This window comes from Micromonospora sp. NPDC005686 (assembly GCF_042871665.1).
GTDB lineage: Bacteria > Actinomycetota > Actinomycetes > Mycobacteriales > Micromonosporaceae > Micromonospora.
This window is the reverse complement of the sequence record NZ_JBIAIY010000008.1, coordinates 97,448-113,761: the sequence shown is the minus strand read 5'-3', so window position 1 is coordinate 113,761 and position 16,314 is coordinate 97,448. Positions and strand designations below refer to the sequence as shown.

The following is a 16,314-nucleotide window of genomic DNA, read 5'->3' as shown; positions in this document are numbered from 1 at the left end:
GATACCTGTGAACGATGCACAGAACGCCCCGGCGGCGGCCACCGGCCCGGTGCGCCGCAGCCGGGACGTACCCATGCTGGTGGAACGGGCCCGCGCGGGTGACCCCCGCGCGGTGGCCCGCCTGATCACCCTGGTCGAGTCCGGCGACGAGGTGCTGCCGCAGGTGGCGGCGGCGCTCGCGCCGTACGCCGGGCAGGCCCAGGTGGTCGGCCTGACCGGCTCGCCCGGCGTGGGCAAGTCGACCACCACGAACGAGCTGGTACGGGCGCTGCGGGCGCGCGGGCACCGGGTGGGCGTGCTGGCGATCGACCCGTCCAGCCCGTTCACCGGCGGCGCGATCCTCGGCGACCGGGTCCGGATGCAGGACCACGCGACCGACCCGGGCGTCTACATCCGCTCGATGTCCAGCCGGGGCCACCTGGGCGGGCTCTCCGCGGCCACGCCGCAGGCGGTGCGCGTGCTGGAGGGCGCGGGCTGCGACGTGGTGCTCGTCGAGACGGTCGGCGTCGGGCAGGCCGAGGTGGAGGTGGCCTCGCTGGCCGACACCACGCTCGTGCTGCTCGCGCCGGGCATGGGTGACGCGATCCAGGCGGTCAAGGCCGGCATCCTGGAGATCGCCGACGTGTTCGTGGTCAACAAGGCCGACCGGGACGGCGCGGACGCGACGGTCCGCGACATCCAGGGCATGATCGCGCTCGGCGAGCGCGGTCCGGGGGAGTGGCGCCCGCAGGTGGTGCGGTCGATCGCCGCCCGCGCCGAGGGCATCGACGACATCGCCGCCGCGATCGACAAGCACCGCGACTGGCTGGAGCGCCACGGCGAGCTGCGCCGCCGCCGGGAGGCGCGGGCCGCCGCCGAGATCGAGGCCATCGCGCTGGGCGTGCTGCGTGCCCGGATCGGCTCACTGCGCGACGGTACGCAGCTGCCGACGCTCGCCGCGAAGGTGGCCGAGGGCGCCATCGACCCGTACGCGGCGGCCGACGAGCTGCTGGCCCAGCTCGGTTCCTGAAGGCGCGGCCGCCGGGTTCGGCCGGCCCGCCTCCGGGCTCAGAGTTCCGCGTCGGTGAGCGGGTTGGCGGCTCCGGGCCGGCTGACCGGAGCCGCCAGCATGCCGGCGATGGCGTCGGCGAGGAAGTCGCCGACGTCCAGCCAGCGCGGGTCCTGCCTCTCCTGCTCGGCCCGGGCCTCGACCTCGGCGGTGGCGGTCATGACGATGCGGGCGATCAGCGCCGACCGGCCGGCCACCACTCCCCGGTCGAGGTGCGCCAGGCGCGACGCCAGCGACGCGCGGGCCGGCAGGTCGACGAAGGCCGACTCGAACGCCTCGCGCATCAGCACCCGCAGCGTCGGGTCGTGCAGGGCCTGGGCGAGGAAGCGGGCCCGCCAGCTCGGCCGGGGCAGGCTCGCGAGCACCGCCATGGACGGCTGTACGAGACTGCGCACGTCGCCGAGGACCGAGTCGGGCTGCTCGGGCATCGCCCGGCGGGGTTCGGCGAGGGCGTCCATGTGCCGGGTGACCAGTGCCCGGAGCAGGCCCTCCCGGCCGCCGAAGTAGTAGCGCACCGCCGAGTGGTTGGTGTTGCCGGCCACCTCGGCCACCCGGCGGTCGGAGACCTGGGCGATCCCCTCCTCGGCGAACAGGCGTTCGGCCGCGTCGAGCAGCGCGCCGCGGGCTGCCTCCGACCGTGCCATGACCGCACCCCTCCTCGTGGACCGCGCGACTGTGGCGCAGGCCAAACCTAGTCGTTTCGTGGTCCGGCGCCGGCGTCACCTACACTATGTAAGTCAGTTGACTTACATTCTGGCCCGACGCGGCCGCGAACCCAGTCCGGAGCATGCCTGTGCCGTCCACCACCGACCCGGCGACCGCCGAGCCGAACGCCGCCGACCGCAAGGAACGGATCATCCGCTCGGTCGCCCTCTTCGTCATGCCGTTCCTCATGGTCACGATGATGTTCGCGACCTACGTGGCGACGATGCACTCCCCACACCCCCGGCAGATGCCGGTGGCGGTGGTCGGCAGCGGCGCCCAGGCGCAGGGCGTCGTCGACGCGCTCAACGCCACCCCCGGCGAGCCGGTCGAGGCCCGGCTGGTGACGTCCCGGGACGCCGCGGTCGAGCTGCTGCGGGACCGGGAGATCAGCGGCGCGCTGCAACTCCCGGCCGCCGGGTCGGACCAGGCGACGATCTTCACGGCCTCGGCGGCCGGGGCCTCCGGCGCCGCCACCGCCCAGCAGCTTCTCGCCCCGGTCGCGGTGCAGCAGCAGTGGGCGTCAACGGTCGAGGAGGTCGCGGCGCTGCCCGACGAGGACCGGGCCGGCATCGCCGTGCTGTTCGCCGCGATGGGCATGATGCTCGCCGGGTACGTGCCGCTGAGCCTGCTCCTGATGGCCACCCCCCACCTGCTGCGCCTGCGGCGGTTCGTCCCGCTGGTCGCCGGCTGGTCCGCGCTGACCAGCACGATCGTCTGGCTGATCCTCGGCCCGGTCGTCGGCGCGGTGGACGGCCACTACCTCACGTTCCTCGGCGTCGGCATGCTCGCCACCGCCGCCGTCGGTCTCGCCCAGCTTCTGTTCACCAAGCTGATGGGGCCGCTGGCGGTCCTGCTCGGGATGCTGCTCTTCGTCGTGTTCGGCATGCCCGCGTCGAACCTGGCGCTGCCGGTCCACACGATGCCCGGGTTCTTCCAGTTCCTGCACGGCGTACTGCCCCTGCCGGCGGCCGGCGAGGCGCTGCGGTCGGCGCTCTACTTCGACGGCCGGGGCATCGGCGTCCACCTGCTGACGCTCGCCGCGTGGATCGTCGCCGCCGTGGCGCTCTGCCTGCTCAAGGAGCGCGGTGGGGCACCCATCCCGCAGGCGCCGCAGGTCGACGGCCCGGACACGCCGCTGCCCGCGCTGGCCGGCGGGCCGCCGCGGTCCAAGCGATTCCGGTACGCGACGGTGGCGGCGTTCCCGCTGAGCATCCTTGTCGTCGTGGTGGGCCTGATGAGCTTCTCCATGCACAAGCCGGAGCCCCACGACATCCCGGTCGCGGTGGTCGCCGCCGTCCCGGAGCAGGCCGAGCGGGCCGCCGCCGGGCTGCGGGCGGGCCTGAACGGCGTCGTCGACATCTCCGTGGCCGCGTCGGTGGACGAGGCCCGCGAGCGCATCCTCGCGCGTGACCTGGTCGCCGCGTACGTGCTGCCGTCCACGCCCGGTGGCGAGGCCACGCTGTACTCGTCCTCGGCCGCCGGGTCCAGCCAGCACACCATGGTCCAGACCATGTTCCAGCAGGTCGCGGCCGGGCAGCAGATGCCACTGGCGGCCACCGACGTGTCGCCGCTGAGCGAGACCGACACGATGGGCAGCAACAGCCTGTACGTCGGCATGTCCTGGATCATGTCCGGCTTCCTGATGCTCGCGGTGCTCCGGGGCGGGGCGCCGCACATCCGGCGGCTGCGGCAGTTCCTGCCGATCCTCGGTGGCTGGGCGATCGGTATGTCCGCCTGGCTGTGGTTGCTGTTCGACGTGATCATCGGCGCGGTCAACGGGCACGCCCTGGAGATGATCGGCTTCGGCGCGCTCACCATCTTCGCCGTGTCGCTGGTGACCGCCGTGTTCACCCGTACCTTCGGCCTCGCCGCGATCATCCCGATGATGGTGGTCCTGATGATGGCCGGCGTGCCCGCGTCCGGCGGCGGCCTGTCGGTCTACATGGTGCCGGAGTTCTTCCGGACGCTCCAGGGCGTCCTGCCGCTGCCCGCAGCGGTGGACACGGCCCGGTCGCTCGTCTACTTCGGCGGGGTCGGCGTCGGACGGAACCTGGCCGTCGTGGCGGTCTGGGCGGCGGTCGGCCTGCTGCTCAACCTCGGTGTCGACCGCTGGCTCCGGCGTCGCGAGCAGGCAGCGGGCGGCGCCGGGCCGCACCCGGTGCCGGGCACCTCCGGCGGGCTGGACGGGATCGGCGAGCCGGCGCCGGCCGGGGCACGCTGAACCGGGCGGCCGTCCACTGCGGACCGCCTCCGCCTAGTACGCTCGCACCGCCCACGCCGTCGGCGCGGGGCGGTGCGACGGGTGGGAGAGCATGGCTGACGAGGCGACCCAGGAACTTCAGGTGACGCCGGACGCGGTGGCGGGCGGGACCACGCACGTCTCCGACGAGGTGGTGGAGAAGATCGCGGTGGCCGCCGCCCGAGGGGTGCCCGGCGTGGCCGAGCTGGGCGGTGACGTGGCCCGGTTCTTCAACGCGGTGCTCGACCGGGTCGGGCTCGACCAGGTCGGCGACGCCCGGCGGGGCTGCACTGCCCACGTCACCGACGGCGCGGCCGTGATCAACCTGGTCCTCGTGATCGAGGCGGGCCACCCGGTTCCGCAGGTGACCGACGAGGTGCGGATCGCTGTCGCGTCCGCCGTCGAGGCGTACGGCCTGCGGGTCGACGAGATCAACATCAAGGTCGACGACGTGGCGATGGGTACGCCCACCGCCTGACGCGCGCCGCCCGGCTCAGTCGTGCGCCGGGCGGGTCAGCTCCACCTCGTCGCCCGGCAGCAACTCCACGTCGCCCTCCGGGCCGTGGATCTCGAGCACCGGCACGCCCTCGTCCAGCAGCATGTTCCGGCGCTCGGCGCCGGTAGGCATCCGCGCGACGACCGATCCGCCGGGTGCGAGTTCGACCTGCCTGCGTTGCGGCGTCTCACGGACGACGGTGCCGTGGCCGCGCCTCGTGCTGACCAGGCCCTCCGATCGCAGCAGCGAGATCGCCATGCGAACGGCGTCGCGGCCGATGCCGTATTCCTGCGAGAGGCGTGCCTCGCTGGCGAGGGTCGATCCGGCCGGCATCTCTCCTGACTCGATCCGTTCGCGCAGCAGGTCGGCAAGCTGCACATAGACCGGCGTGTGCGAGCGCGGATCGATGGCCATGTCTTCAGCCTTGTGCCCTCGTGGGTATCTGAGCTTCTGGCCGTATGGCCTTGTGGCCACATGTCATTCAATGTAGTTTCCTTCTCACGGTACGTGTCGCGTATGCGGGAGACGGACCGATCGGTCTGCCCCGGTGCCGTACCGCGAAGTGACGCTGCGGTGGCGGGGCGGGCGGGTCCGCCCGCGCGCGGCGGGCGGGTGGTCCCGCCCTTCCAGTCCCTTCGACCACGAGAGGCAGGCGTTCGTGCGGTGGAACATCCGGTGGCCCGGTCGGCGCGCGCGAGCCGGTCGCGGCACCACCCAGCCGGGCTGCTACCGGGCGGCCAACTACACGCCGTTGCGCCCCTGGCGGGTGCGGGAACGGCGGTTCCGGACGACCCGGCTGGGCCGGTGCGGGCTCGACCCGGCCGAGGTGCACGAGTTCCTCGACCGGGTGGCGCTCGACCTGGCCGACGTCTACCGGGCGCTCGGCGTCAGCCGGGAGGAGGCCGCGCGGGTCCGGGACGCGCTGCGGCGCTGGCAGTCCGAGCAGGCGCAGAAGCGGATGAACGCGGGAGCGTACCGTCGATGAGTCCCCGCGAGCGGTTCGTCATCCACCTGCCGGTCGTCGCCGGTGACCTGGCCGGCGCCGTACGCCTGGCCCGGGTCGTCGCCCGCTGGTCGGGTGTGCTCGCCCAGGCCGACCCGGGCGAGACCACCGTCTCGGCCGAGGACGAGCAGGGCGTACGCCATCGGGTCTTCTGTGATCTGCGGATGGGCGACGGCCGGCGCTGCCTGCTGCGGGCCGACCACGACGGCCCGTGCGCCCGCCGCCTCCTCCGGTGACCCGCCGCCCGGCCTGCGCACTCGTCCTGGCGGGCGGGGGCTGACCACCGGACGGGTCGATGCACCGTACCGTTGTTCCCAGCGGCGCGAGGCCGCCGTGCGTCGGGAGGTTCGCCATGCCGAAGGCTGTCTCGTTCGCTCCAGTGCGAACCGTGAGGGCGTACGAGGGGATCGTCCGGCAGGTCGAGGAGCGGATCGCCGCCGGGGATCTGCGGCCGGGGGACCGCCTGCCGAGCGAGCGCGAGCTGACCACGCAGTTCGACGTCAGCAGGTCCACTGTGCGTGAGGCGCTGCGCGTGCTGGAGAGCAGCGGCCTGATCCGTTCCCGCCCCGGTGACCCGCTCGGGCCGCAGGTGATCGCCTCGACCGCCTCGGCGATGCGCAAGCTGTTCGCCCGGGTCGTGGACAGCCGGCGGCTCGGCGTGGCGGAGCTGCTCCAGTTCCGGATGATCATCGAGTCGGCGGCCGGATCGGTCGCCGCCCGGCTGGCGTCACCGTCCGAGTTGGACGAGCTGGAGGCGGCGCTGGCCGGCATGCGGGACGCGGTGGCCGACGGCTACGAGGCGTTCAGCACGGCGGACGTCCGCTTCCACGAACACGTCGCGCGGCTCTCGGGCAACGAGTTGCTCGTGCTCTGCCTCGACGCGGTCCGGAGCATGGTGCTGGACCTGATCGCCACCAAGCTGGCGCAGGCCCCGGACCCGCAGGCCCTGATGGAGCGCACGCTGGCCCACCACCGGCGGGTCATCGACGCGATGCGGGCGGGTGAGGCCGACGAGGTGGCCCGGTTGACCCGTCAGGAGCTGCACCACTACTACGCCGAGTACGTGCCGGAGGCGCGTCGCTCGATGGTGGACATATTGCTCTGATACCACCTGATGTGGCCTGACCTGGGATTACCCGAGTTGGCCATTGGCTGGGCCAGGTCTTCCCTTCAACTGGTCTGACCAGTAGCCTCCCCCACATCGCTCGTCGTGTACCACGGGGGACCACCAGTTGACCAATGCATCGACCGCCCCTAATCGGGGTGGCGGTCGCACCGCTTCACATGGGAGAAGCTGCATGAAGTCGTCCAGATTCGCCGCACTCGCAGCGGCAGCGCTGGTCTGTCCGGGACTCGTGCTCGTCGCGTCGCCCGCGTCGGCCGATCCCGCCGCCGGCGCCCCGGGTGCCCACAACGCCATCACCGACGTTCCCGGCATCCAGGTCGGTCAGGTCCAGTCCGACACCGCTCCGTACCTGACCGGCACCTCGGTCGTCTACATGCCGCAGATGTCCGTGGCGAGTGTGGACCAGCGTGGTGGCGCCCCCGCCACCAAGGAGACCGACCTGCTCAGCCCGCTCAACTCGAACCCGGGCGTCAACGCGATCCAGCTCGGCGGCAGCAGCATGTACGGGCTGTCGGCCACCAACGGCATCATCCGCTGGCTGGAGGACCGGGGCGAGGGCGTCGGCGTCGGCGCCGGTGGCGTGGCCCCGATCGTGCCGGCCGCGGACATCTTCGACCTCGGCCGCGGCGGTGACCCGAAGGCGCGTACCTCCGCCGAGTGGGGCTACCTCGCGGCACAGGCCACCTCGGACGGTCCGGTCCGCCAGGGCGGCGTCGGCGGCGGCACCGGCGCCCGCGGCGGCGGCCTGCGCGGCGGCGTCGGCACCGCCAGCGTCCACCTCGGCAACGGCATCTACGTCGGCGCGATGGTGATCGTCAACCCGGCGGGTTCGCCGGTCGACCCGGCCGACTGCACCCTGTACGGCGTCAAGTTCGGCATCGGCGACGAGTTCGCCGGGTACAAGGCGCCCAAGAAGAAGGAGTGCAACCCGCCGAGCACCGCCGCTCAGCAGCCGGCCAACACCACGATCGCCGTGGTCGCCACCAACGCTCCGCTGGAGAAGGCCGCCGCGCAGCGCATGTCCGGCAACGCGCACGACGGCATGGCCCGCGCGATCAGCCCGATCCACACCCTGGGCGACGGTGACACCGTGTTCGCCGTCTCCACCGGCAAGGGCGAGGCGCTGCAGATCAACGACCCGGCCGACACCCGTCAGCTGAACGCCATCTTCAACGCCGGCGCCAGCACCCTGGCCCGGGCCATCGCCAAGGCCGTCCTGTCGTCCGAGAGCATCGGCAACACCACCAGCTACTGTGACCGCTACCCCTCGGCCTGCAAGGGCATGAAGCAGCTCAAGCAGTGGCGTACGCAGGGCAACGCCCCGGACGTGACGCCGGAGACCTTCGCTCAGGCCACCCAGGCGCTGGCGCAGACGCCGGTCCCCGCGCCGGCCGGTGCCGACAAGGACAAGGGCAAGCCGAAGGCCGCTCCGGCGAGCAACACGAACGACGCCGCTCAGGAGTCGCAGAACGGCATGGTGCTCGCCTCCGGTGACACAGGCGGCCCCAGCGTCCCGACCGGCGTGACCACGGCTCTGCTGGCCGCGGGCATCCTCGGCATCGGCCTGCTGGGCATGCACCTCCGGGGTCGCCGACGGGCACCCTCCGCCCAGCTGAGCTGACACGCACGCTGTCCCACCCGGTGCCGCAACCGTAGGCGCCTGACGATCGAGGCGGGCTTCGTCCACACGGACGGGGCCCGCCTCGCGTCGTTCCCCGGCCCGCCCGCCCACCCGAATCCCGCGTCACGCCGTGGAGTGCGGCATCAACCGGCTCGAGCGCGACCGCGCCGTGGCCAGCCGCTTCGACAAGCTCGCCGTCCGGTACGAAGCCACCAGCCACTTCACCGCGATCCCCTGGTAGACGACTGCCGCGCCGGTCTCCTCTGGCAGCTGCCGCGTCAGCTCCCGGCCCTTCTCGTCCACGCCCGATACTGCTCGTCGATGGCGACCTGACCACCGCCGTACTCCCTGTGCATGTCCATCCACTCGGGCCACTCACGCAGCCCAATAGCGAGCTCTGCCGAGAGACTGGGCCCTTCCGGGCGAACCAGTCCCACGCCCGCACGGCCAGGACGGCGGATCACGTACCGGTGTCAGCTCCCGGGATCCTGCCCGGGCGGTCGATCTTGCGCTTTGTGCCCCGGCGAAAGGGAGAAATCCCCCGCGTCGAGGGCCGCAACTGCAAGATCGCGGGAGCGGGAGCGGGAATGGCAGAAGGACCTGGTGGGCCTCGGGGCCTACCAGGTCCTTCCGTGTGGGTGGAGCGGGTTACTTCTTCGACACCTTGGTGACGTCGAAGGACTGGGTCACCGAGTCCTTCGGGTAACCCTCGACGCCGTCGCGGATCACCGCGAGGTTCGGCAGCAGGAACAGCCAGTCGCTGGCGGCCTCCTGCGAGATGAGCTTCGCGGCCTCGGCGAACTTCTTGTCCCGGGTCGCCGCGTCCAGAGCCGTGTCGGCCTCCTGCATGAGCTGGGTGACGGCCGGGTTCTTGTAGCGGTGGTAGTAGCCCGGCTCGCCGTAGCGGACCAGGTCACGGGGCTCGACGTGGGCGATGATCGACAGGTCGTAGTTGGCCTTGCCGAACACCTTGTCGAGCCACTGCGGCATCTCGACGTTGTTCTGGGTCACCTTGATGCCGACCTCGTTCAGCTGCGAGGCGACGAACTGCGCCGACGCGCGGGCGTAACCCGGCGGCGGAACGTCCATGGTCAGGGTGAGCCCGTTCGCGTGGCCGGCCTCGGCCAGCAGCTGCTTGGCCTTGGCGGGGTCGTGCGGGAAGTCGCCGGTGCGGTCCTCGTACCACGGGTCGCTCGGCGGCACCATGCTGCCGATCTTCGTCCCGTACCCGGACCAGACGGTCTTGATGAGCGCGTCGTGGTCGATCGCGTGGCGGATGGCCTGGCGCACCCGGGCGTCGGCCAGCGGGCCCTTGCCGTTGTTCATCGCCAGGACGACCTCACCGGTCGTCTTGCCCTCGACCACCTCGAACTGCTTGTTGCCCTTGAACACCTCGAGCAGCTGCGGCGCCTGGATGTTCGCCACGATGTCCAGCTGACCGGAGAGCATCGCGTTGTTCAGCGCGTTGGCGTCGGTGATGTACCGGAAGACGGCGGAGGCGACCTTCGCCTTGTCGCCCCAGTAGCCGTCGTGGCGCGCCAGCGTGATGCTGTCGCCGCGGTTCCACTTGTCGAACTTGAACGGGCCGGTGCCGTTCGGCTTGGTCCCCAGGTCGGTGGCGTTCTCCTTGAGCACCACGCCGACGCGGCCGGCGACGTCGAACAGCCAGCTCTGGCTCGGCCGGGACAGCGTCACGTCAACGGTGGTGGCGTCCGGCGCCTCGACGGTCTTCACGACGGTCATCTGCGACTTGAACGGGTTCGTCGAGCCCTCCGCGGTCACCCGCTTGAAGCTCCACGCCACGTCCTGCGCGGTGAGCTTCTGACCGTCGTGGAAGGTGACGCCCTCACGGAGCTTGAACGAGTACTTGGTGCCGTCGTCGGACACCTTCCACTCGCTGGCCAGCAGCGGCTCCACCTCACCGGTGTCCGCGTTCTGGCGCACCAGGCCCTCGTACACGTTGTAGAGCAGGACCTGCGGGATCGCGGCGCCGGCCTCGGCGGTCAGGTCGAGGCTCACCGGCTCCAGGTAGGCGCCGAGGGTGACAGTGCCGTTGCCGGAGCCACCCCCGGTGGTGGTCTCCGAGTCGTCGCCATCGCTACTGCACGCGGTCAGAGCCAGCGCCGTGGCGAGAAGCACGGCGGGCAGCGTTATCTTCAGCCGATTCATTCGTGTGTCCCATCGCGAAGAACGCCAAGGGCGCTCGTAGCCTGTGAGCCGGGACACTAGGAGCGTGGTACCCGATGCAAAAGGGCCAGTTCAGCGGGGTGGGCAGGTACCAATCGCCGCTCGGGGAGCCTGCGGTGGCCCGGTTTCGGGCGGCCCGGCGGCCACCGGCGCGGGAATACGCCGTGACACCGCGACGAATGGCTCTCAGCAGGTGAGACGCGGTTTTCGGTGGGCGCGCCAGGTCCGGCCGTGAGGTCCCCGAACGTTGCCCGCGACGCCGTACGGGAGGTGGCCGTTCGGCGCTGTCCACGTCCCCGTACGCCCGACCCGGTCCCGGCGTGGCGCCAGGCGAAAAAGGTGGCGGCGGGGTCCACCCCCGCCGCCACCTCGATCAGCCGATGACGCGCTACGCCGGCAGCGCCTCCGCCTGGTACGCGCCCTCGGCGATGACGGCGGCGACCGCGTCGCCGAAGTCCTCGGTCGACATGCCCATCTCCGGCCCGCGCATGGCGCCCAGACGTGGCAGCACCGCCTTCACCCCGTCCTCCAGGCTGCGCGCCGCCTCCGGGTGGCCCAGGTGCTCCAGCATGAGCGCGGCGCTGAGGATCGAGCCGGCGGGATTGGCCCAGCCCCGGCCGGCGATGTCCGGCGCGGAGCCGTGCACCGGCTCGAACATGCTCGGCGCCGACCCGGTCGGGTTGAGGTTGCCGCTGGCGGCCAGGCCGAGCCCGCCCTGCACGGCCGCGCCCAGGTCGGTGATGATGTCGCCGAACAGGTTGTCGGTGACCACGACGTCGAACCGCTCCGGCTGCGTCACCAGGTAGAGGCACATCGCGTCGACGTGCACGTAGTCCGTCGCGACGTCGGGGTACTCCGCCGCGACCTCCTCGAAGGTCCGCTGCCACAGGTCACCGGCGAACGTGAGGATGTTCGCCTTGTGCACCAGGGTGAGGTGCCTGCGCCGCCCCATCGCCGCGCGGAAACCGTGCCGGATGAGACGCTCGACCCCCTTGCGGGTGTTCACCGACTCCTGGGTGGCGATCTCGTCCGGCCCGCCCCGGTGGATGAAGCCGCCGGCCCCGACGTAGGCGCCCTCGGTGTTCTCCCGCAGGATCAGCAGGTCGCACTGCTCGGGGCGGAGTCCCGCGATGGGCGAGGGCACGCCGGGCAGCAGCTTGACCGGCCGCAGGTTCACGTACTGGTCGAAAGCGGTCCGCAGGTGGATGACCAGGCCGCGTTCGAGCACGCCGGGTGGCACCGACGGGTCGCCGACGGCGCCGAAGAGAATGGCGTCCGCCTTGGCCAGTTCCTGTTCCACGTCCGGCGGCACGACCTGGCCGGTTATCCGCCAGTAGTCCGCGCCGAGTTCGTAGTCTTCCCACACCAGGTCGAGCCCGAACCGTCGGGCCGCGGCGTCACACGCCTTGACCGCCTGGGCGGTGACCTCCGGTCCGATGCCGTCGCCGGGCACCAGCGCGATTCGCTGGGCGCTCATTAGTCCACCCCTGTCCGCGTGCAGGAGACCGTCACCTGCCATCGCCCGGCCAAGCGTGGCGGGAACGGGCCGTCGGCAACAGGTCCAGGTCTCCGGCTAGGCTGGTACCAGCGGGACGCGGATGGCGTGTGCAAGGCGTGCGACGACGGGACGAGGCGAGACCCCCGCGGGAGTGGGAGGTCGAGGTGGCGGACTTCCTGCTGCCGGTCAACCCGCAGAGCGCGGTTCCGCTCTACGAGCAGATCATCACCGGGCTCGAGGACGCGATCCTCGCCGGGCAGTACGACGACGGCCCGCTGCCGAGCACGCGCCGCCTGGCCGAGTCGCTCGGCGTCTCCCGGAACACCGTGCTGACCGCGTACGACCGGCTCATGGAGCAGGGCCTCATCGTGACGGTCCCGCGGCGCGGTCTCTACGTCTCCTCCGACGCGGTGGTGCGGATGCGGGCCGCGCGGCGGACCGCCCGCTCGCCGATGCGGCCGATCGACTGGGAGTCGCGGCTGCCGGAACCGCCCCCCACGCCGGTGCACCGGGATCCGGCCTGGGCGCGGGCGCCGTTCCCGTTCGTGGTCGGCCAGCCCGACCCCAGCATGTTCCCGATCGGCGCGTGGGAACGGGCGCAGCGGGAGGCGCTGCGGCAGGACGGCCTGTCCCGGGTCATCGGGGACGCCGGCCAGGCCGACGACCCGGAGCTGGTGCGTCAGCTCTGCGAGCACGTGCTGCCCGCGCGTGGCATCTCCGCCCATCCGGACCAGGTGATGATCACGCTGGGCTCGACGCACGCGCTGCACCTGCTGGCGAGCGTCCTGGTCCGGCCCGGGACCGTCGTGCTGGTCGAGGACCCGGGCTATCCCGACGCGCGGACGATCATGCAGATGGCCGGTGCCGACGTGGTGCCCGGCCGGGTCGACGAGGACGGCCTCGTCGTCGAGGACCTGCCGGCGGACCTGCACGGCGCCCAACTGGTGTACGTCACGCCGAGCCACCAGTACCCCACCGGCGCGACGATGTCGGCGTCCCGGCGTGAGGAGCTGCTGCGCCGGGCCGGCGCGGCGGACGCGGTGGTGATCGAGGACGACTACGACCCGGAGATGACGTTCCGGGGGATGCCCGCGGTGGCGGTGCGGGCGCTGGACGACGAGGACCGCGTCGTCTACCTCGGCAGCTTCAGCAAGCTGCTGGCGCCCGGGCTGCGGCTCGGCTACGTGGTGGCGTCCCCGGCGCTGGTGGACGCCATGCGGGCCCGCTCCCGCTACGTGCTGCGGCACCCGCCCGGCCCGATGCAACGCGCCCTGGCGCAGATGATCGCCAGCCGGGACCTGGCCCGCCACGTGCGCCGCGTGCGCGCCCACTACCAGGGCCTGTACGAGGAGATGGTGCGGGCGGTCGAGCGGCACGTGCGCTGGGGACCGCAGCCGGTGCCGCGCGGCGGGCTGGCCCGGTGGCTGATCGGCCCGCCGGGGCTGGACGCCGGGGAACTCGCCCGCGAGCTGCGCCGGCAGGGTGTCCTGCTCGACCCCGGGGCGCCGTACTGGGCCACCCGGCCCGCGCCGCGCCACCACCTGAGGCTGGGGTACCAGGTGATGCCGCTGGACCGCATCGACGAGGGGGTGCGGCGGGTCGCCGCGGCCGTAGAAGACCAGGTCCGGCCACGGCTGGTACCCCCACCGGCCCGGAAACTGGACGTTCCCCTCCGGTGTCGGAGTTCGTAACCTCCGACGCCATGACGTCGGACACCCATGCCTCACTCCGCGCCGGCCATCTCGTCGACGAGCAAGCCGTCGTGTCGCTCACCCAGGACCTGGTCCGCATCCCCTCGACCTGGGACGCGGAGCGCGGGCGGAGCGAGCAGCCCGTGGCGGAACTCGTCGCGGAGGTCATGCGGGGCTTCGGGTGGCGGCCGGAGGTCACCGAGGTCGTTCCCGGGCGCCCCAACGTCGTCGCGGTGGTGGACGGCGGCCTGCCCGGCCCGACGCTGATGTTCGAGGGGCACACCGACGTCGTCACCGAAGGCTCTCCCGAGGAGTGGACGGTCGACCCGTTCGGCGGCGACATCGTCGGCGGGCGCCTGTACGGTCGCGGCTCCGCCGACATGAAGGCCGGTGTCGCCGCGATGATCCACGCGACCCGGGCCGTCGAGCTGGCCGGGCCGTTCCCGGGCCGGATCGTGGTGGCGGCCCTGGTGGACGAGGAGGGCCAGATGCTCGGCGCGAAGCACTTCACCACCACCGCGCTCGCCCGCGAGGTGGACGCCGCGATCATCTGTGAGCCGGAGGCGGAGGAGATCTGCGCGGTCGCCAAGGGCGCGGTCCGGCTGCTCGTCACCTGCACCGGCAAGATGGCGCACGGCGCGATGCCGCAGCACGGCCGCAACCCCGTGCCCGCGGTCGCCGAGCTGGTCGCCGCGCTCGGCCGGTTCCAGAAGGAGCTGCAGGCCGACCCGGGTGAGCACGAGCACCTCGGCCCGACGTACCTGACCCCCACGGTCCTGGACGCCGGTTCCGCCGACCAGCTCAACGTCATCCCCGGCCGCGCCGTGCTCGGCGTGGACTGCCGGACCGTACCCGGTGTCGACCACGCGGCCCTGGCCGCGCGCGTCCGCTCCGACGCCGACGCCATCGGCGCCCGGCACGGCGTCACCTTCGCCGTCGAGGTCGTCGACGACCGGCCGTGCGCGGTCACCCCGGAGGACCACCCCGTCTCGCTCGCCGTCGCGGCGGCGCACCGCGCGGTCACCGGCGCCGAGCCGGCCTTCGGCGGTGTGCCCGGCGCGACCGACGGAACCATCCTGTGGCGCGACAGCGGCATCCCGAACGTGGTGTACGGCCCCGGCCCGAAGTGGATCGCCCACCAGCCCGACGAGTACGTCGAGGTCGACGACATCGTCCGCAAGACGAAGGTGTACGCCGAGGCGGCGCTGGCCTTCCTCACCGGGGCCACCGGCGCCCGGGCGGGAGCGGCGTCGTGACCGCGCAGGAGCTGCTGACCGCGCTGCCCGCCGGCCTGCCGATCGGCGCGGGGTGGGCCACCACCGCGCAGACCGCCCCGGTGCGGTTCCCGTACGACGGCAGCACCGTGACCCAGGCGCCGTGGGGCGGCCCCGCCGACGCGGAGGCGGCTGTCGCGGCCGCGAGTGAGGCCGCCGCGGAGATGGCCGGCCTGCCCGGCCACCGTCGGCGCGCGATCCTGACCACCGTCGCCGCCGAGGTCCGCGCCCGCGCCGACGCGCTCGCCGGGCTGCTGGTCCTGGAGACCGGCAAGCCGCTGGTCGACTGCCGGGTCGAGGTGGCCCGCACGCTGGTCACGCTGGAGACGGCCGCCGAGGAGGTCGGGCACCTGACCGGCGAGACGGTGGCGCTGGACATGCAACCGGCCGGCGAGGGCATGCTCGGCTTCTGGGTACGCCGCCCGGTCGGCGTCGTCGTCGGCATCACCGGGTTCAACTACCCGCTGCTGCTGGCCGCCCACAAGGTCGCGCCGTCGGTGGCGGCGGGCTGCCCGGTGATCGTCAAGCCGGCGCCGAACACGCCGCTGGCCACGCTGGTGCTGGTCGACCTGTTCCGCCGGGCGGGCTGCCCGGCCGCCGGGGTCCAGCTCGTCACCGGTGGCGTCGAGGTCGGCAAGCTCCTGACCACGCACCCCGGCGTCGCGGCCGTGTCGTTCACCGGGTCGGCGCACGTCGGCCACCAGATCGCCCGCGCCGCGGCTCCGCGCAAGGTGCTGCTGGAACTCGGGTCCAACGCGGCGCTCGTCGTCGGCCGCGACGCCGACCTCGACCGGGCCGCCGAGGCCGTCGTACGCGGCGGGTTCTACGCCTCCGGGCAGGCGTGCATCAGCGTGCAGCGGGTCATCGTCGAGGAGCCGGTCCGCGAGGCGCTGCTGGAACGCCTCCAGCCGCTGCTCGCGAACGTCACCACCGGTGATCCCCGGTCCGCCGGCACCCGCGTGTCCGCGCTGGTGGACGAGGCGTCCACCGAGCGGGTCCACTCGTGGGTGGACCGCGCGGTCGCCGCCGGGGCGCGCTGCCTGTCCGGCGGTACGGCGCAGGGCCGGGTGCTGCAGCCGACGGTGCTCGTCGACGTCCCCGAGGACGCCGAGTGCTGGGCGGAGGAGATCTTCGGCCCGGTGGTCTGCGTACGTTCGGTGCCGGACATGGACGCGGCGGTCGAGCTGGTCAACAGGTCGCGCTACGGGCTGCAGGCCGCTGTCTTCACCCGTGACCTGGCGGTCGCCCTCGACGTCGTGCGCCGCCTCGACGTGGGCGGGGTGCTGGTCAACGAGGTGCCCGGCTTCCGCGCCGACAACATGCCGTACGGCGGCGTCAAGGACTCCGGCATCGGCCGGGAGGGACCGCGCTTCGCCATGGAGGAGCTGACCGTGACCAAGATGGTGATGATCAGGCCATGATTCGG

Annotated in this window: 15 protein-coding genes; 10 read left to right on the top strand and 5 right to left on the bottom strand. The window is 72.6% G+C overall.

What is annotated here, in order from left to right; translation table 11 throughout:
• The first annotated feature begins 7 nt into the window (after nucleotides 1–7).
• Nucleotides 8–1,009: a methylmalonyl Co-A mutase-associated GTPase MeaB gene (meaB, locus tag ACFYON_RS19475; RefSeq protein WP_387188182.1), complete on the top strand. Its 1,002-nt coding sequence runs from the start codon at nucleotides 8–10 to the stop codon at nucleotides 1,007–1,009.
• 38 nt (nucleotides 1,010–1,047) lie between these two features.
• On the opposite strand, the gene ACFYON_RS19470 is transcribed toward meaB, so the two are convergent.
• Nucleotides 1,048–1,692 (bottom strand): helix-turn-helix domain-containing protein, encoded by a 645-nt coding sequence (locus ACFYON_RS19470; protein WP_354871175.1) that lies wholly within the window; start codon nucleotides 1,690–1,692, stop codon nucleotides 1,048–1,050.
• A 143-nt stretch (nucleotides 1,693–1,835) separates the two neighbouring features.
• Between ACFYON_RS19470 and ACFYON_RS19465 the strand changes: the two genes are divergently transcribed.
• Together ACFYON_RS19465 and ACFYON_RS19460 are read left to right on the top strand one after the other, a co-directional pair.
• Nucleotides 1,836–3,974 carry an ABC transporter permease gene (locus ACFYON_RS19465; RefSeq protein WP_354871173.1) on the top strand — a complete coding sequence of 713 codons (2,139 nt, stop codon included), beginning with the start codon at nucleotides 1,836–1,838 and terminating at the stop codon, nucleotides 3,972–3,974.
• A 91-nt stretch (nucleotides 3,975–4,065) separates the two neighbouring features.
• Nucleotides 4,066–4,470, top strand: coding sequence for an Asp23/Gls24 family envelope stress response protein (locus ACFYON_RS19460; RefSeq protein ID WP_354871170.1), 405 nt, complete (start codon nucleotides 4,066–4,068; stop codon nucleotides 4,468–4,470).
• Between the two features lie 15 nt (nucleotides 4,471–4,485).
• Here the strand turns inward: ACFYON_RS19460 and ACFYON_RS19455 are convergent, their stop codons facing one another.
• Nucleotides 4,486–4,902, bottom strand: coding sequence for a winged helix-turn-helix domain-containing protein (locus tag ACFYON_RS19455; protein WP_262014032.1), 417 nt, complete (start codon nucleotides 4,900–4,902; stop codon nucleotides 4,486–4,488).
• A gap of 244 nt (nucleotides 4,903–5,146) precedes the next feature.
• Here ACFYON_RS19455 and ACFYON_RS19450 point away from each other — a divergent pair, with 244 nt between their 5' ends.
• From ACFYON_RS19450 to ACFYON_RS19435, 4 genes are all read left to right on the top strand, one after another.
• Nucleotides 5,147–5,473: a DivIVA domain-containing protein gene (locus ACFYON_RS19450; RefSeq protein ID WP_355015043.1), complete on the top strand. Its 327-nt coding sequence runs from the start codon at nucleotides 5,147–5,149 to the stop codon at nucleotides 5,471–5,473.
• Entirely contained in the window at nucleotides 5,470–5,727 is a 258-nt protein-coding gene (locus tag ACFYON_RS19445) for a hypothetical protein (protein ID WP_030503872.1), read from the top strand. The genes ACFYON_RS19450 and ACFYON_RS19445 overlap by 4 nt, the downstream gene beginning before the upstream one ends.
• A 152-nt stretch (nucleotides 5,728–5,879) precedes the next feature.
• On the top strand, nucleotides 5,880–6,596 hold the full coding sequence (locus ACFYON_RS19440) for an FCD domain-containing protein (RefSeq protein ID WP_354871167.1): 717 nt from the start codon (nucleotides 5,880–5,882) through the stop codon (nucleotides 6,594–6,596).
• Nucleotides 6,597–6,789: 193 nt separating this feature from the next.
• Entirely contained in the window at nucleotides 6,790–8,238 is a 1,449-nt protein-coding gene (locus ACFYON_RS19435) for a P1 family peptidase (protein ID WP_354871165.1), read from the top strand.
• Between the two features lie 123 nt (nucleotides 8,239–8,361).
• Here the strand turns inward: ACFYON_RS19435 and ACFYON_RS19430 are convergent, their stop codons facing one another.
• From ACFYON_RS19430 to ACFYON_RS19420, 3 genes are all read right to left on the bottom strand, one after another.
• Nucleotides 8,362–8,541 (bottom strand): hypothetical protein, encoded by a 180-nt coding sequence (locus ACFYON_RS19430; RefSeq protein WP_387188177.1) that lies wholly within the window; start codon nucleotides 8,539–8,541, stop codon nucleotides 8,362–8,364.
• Nucleotides 8,542–8,886: 345 nt separating this feature from the next.
• Nucleotides 8,887–10,407, bottom strand: coding sequence for an ABC transporter substrate-binding protein (locus ACFYON_RS19425; protein ID WP_354871163.1), 1,521 nt, complete (start codon nucleotides 10,405–10,407; stop codon nucleotides 8,887–8,889).
• A gap of 406 nt (nucleotides 10,408–10,813) precedes the next feature.
• Nucleotides 10,814–11,902 (bottom strand): 3-isopropylmalate dehydrogenase, encoded by a 1,089-nt coding sequence (locus ACFYON_RS19420; protein ID WP_354871161.1) that lies wholly within the window; start codon nucleotides 11,900–11,902, stop codon nucleotides 10,814–10,816.
• Nucleotides 11,903–12,087: 185 nt separating this feature from the next.
• Here ACFYON_RS19420 and ACFYON_RS19415 point away from each other — a divergent pair, with 185 nt between their 5' ends.
• Genes ACFYON_RS19415 through ACFYON_RS19405 form a run of 3 tightly spaced genes read left to right on the top strand, consistent with a single transcriptional unit; the run spans nucleotide 12,088 to nucleotide 16,309 of the window.
• Nucleotides 12,088–13,614, top strand: coding sequence for a PLP-dependent aminotransferase family protein (locus ACFYON_RS19415; RefSeq protein ID WP_354871158.1), 1,527 nt, complete (start codon nucleotides 12,088–12,090; stop codon nucleotides 13,612–13,614).
• Between the two features lie 11 nt (nucleotides 13,615–13,625).
• The gene (locus ACFYON_RS19410; RefSeq protein ID WP_354871155.1) at nucleotides 13,626–14,870 is read left to right on the top strand and encodes a M20 family metallopeptidase; all 1,245 of its coding nucleotides are present in this window, start codon (nucleotides 13,626–13,628) and stop codon (nucleotides 14,868–14,870) included.
• Complete coding sequence (locus ACFYON_RS19405) at nucleotides 14,867–16,309, top strand: aldehyde dehydrogenase family protein (protein WP_354871152.1); 1,443 nt, start codon at nucleotides 14,867–14,869, stop codon at nucleotides 16,307–16,309. The genes ACFYON_RS19410 and ACFYON_RS19405 overlap by 4 nt, the downstream gene beginning before the upstream one ends.
• Nucleotides 16,310–16,314 lie beyond the last annotated feature (5 nt).

Excerpts from the sequence above, each read along its gene's own strand:
- ACFYON_RS19435 (WP_354871165.1), top strand. The coding sequence starts at position 6,790 with ATGAAGTCGTCCAGATTCGCCGCACTCGCAGCGGCAGCGCTGGTCTGT.
- ACFYON_RS19445 (WP_030503872.1), top strand. The coding sequence starts at position 5,470 with ATGAGTCCCCGCGAGCGGTTCGTCATCCACCTGCCGGTCGTCGCCGGT.
- ACFYON_RS19410 (WP_354871155.1), top strand. The coding sequence starts at position 13,626 with ATGACGTCGGACACCCATGCCTCACTCCGCGCCGGCCATCTCGTCGAC.
- ACFYON_RS19425 (WP_354871163.1), bottom strand. The coding sequence starts at position 10,407 with ATGAATCGGCTGAAGATAACGCTGCCCGCCGTGCTTCTCGCCACGGCG.
- ACFYON_RS19420 (WP_354871161.1), bottom strand. The coding sequence starts at position 11,902 with ATGAGCGCCCAGCGAATCGCGCTGGTGCCCGGCGACGGCATCGGACCG.
- ACFYON_RS19460 (WP_354871170.1), top strand. The coding sequence starts at position 4,066 with ATGGCTGACGAGGCGACCCAGGAACTTCAGGTGACGCCGGACGCGGTG.
- ACFYON_RS19465 (WP_354871173.1), top strand. The coding sequence starts at position 1,836 with ATGCCTGTGCCGTCCACCACCGACCCGGCGACCGCCGAGCCGAACGCC.
- ACFYON_RS19470 (WP_354871175.1), bottom strand. The coding sequence starts at position 1,692 with ATGGCACGGTCGGAGGCAGCCCGCGGCGCGCTGCTCGACGCGGCCGAA.
- ACFYON_RS19455 (WP_262014032.1), bottom strand. The coding sequence starts at position 4,902 with ATGGCCATCGATCCGCGCTCGCACACGCCGGTCTATGTGCAGCTTGCC.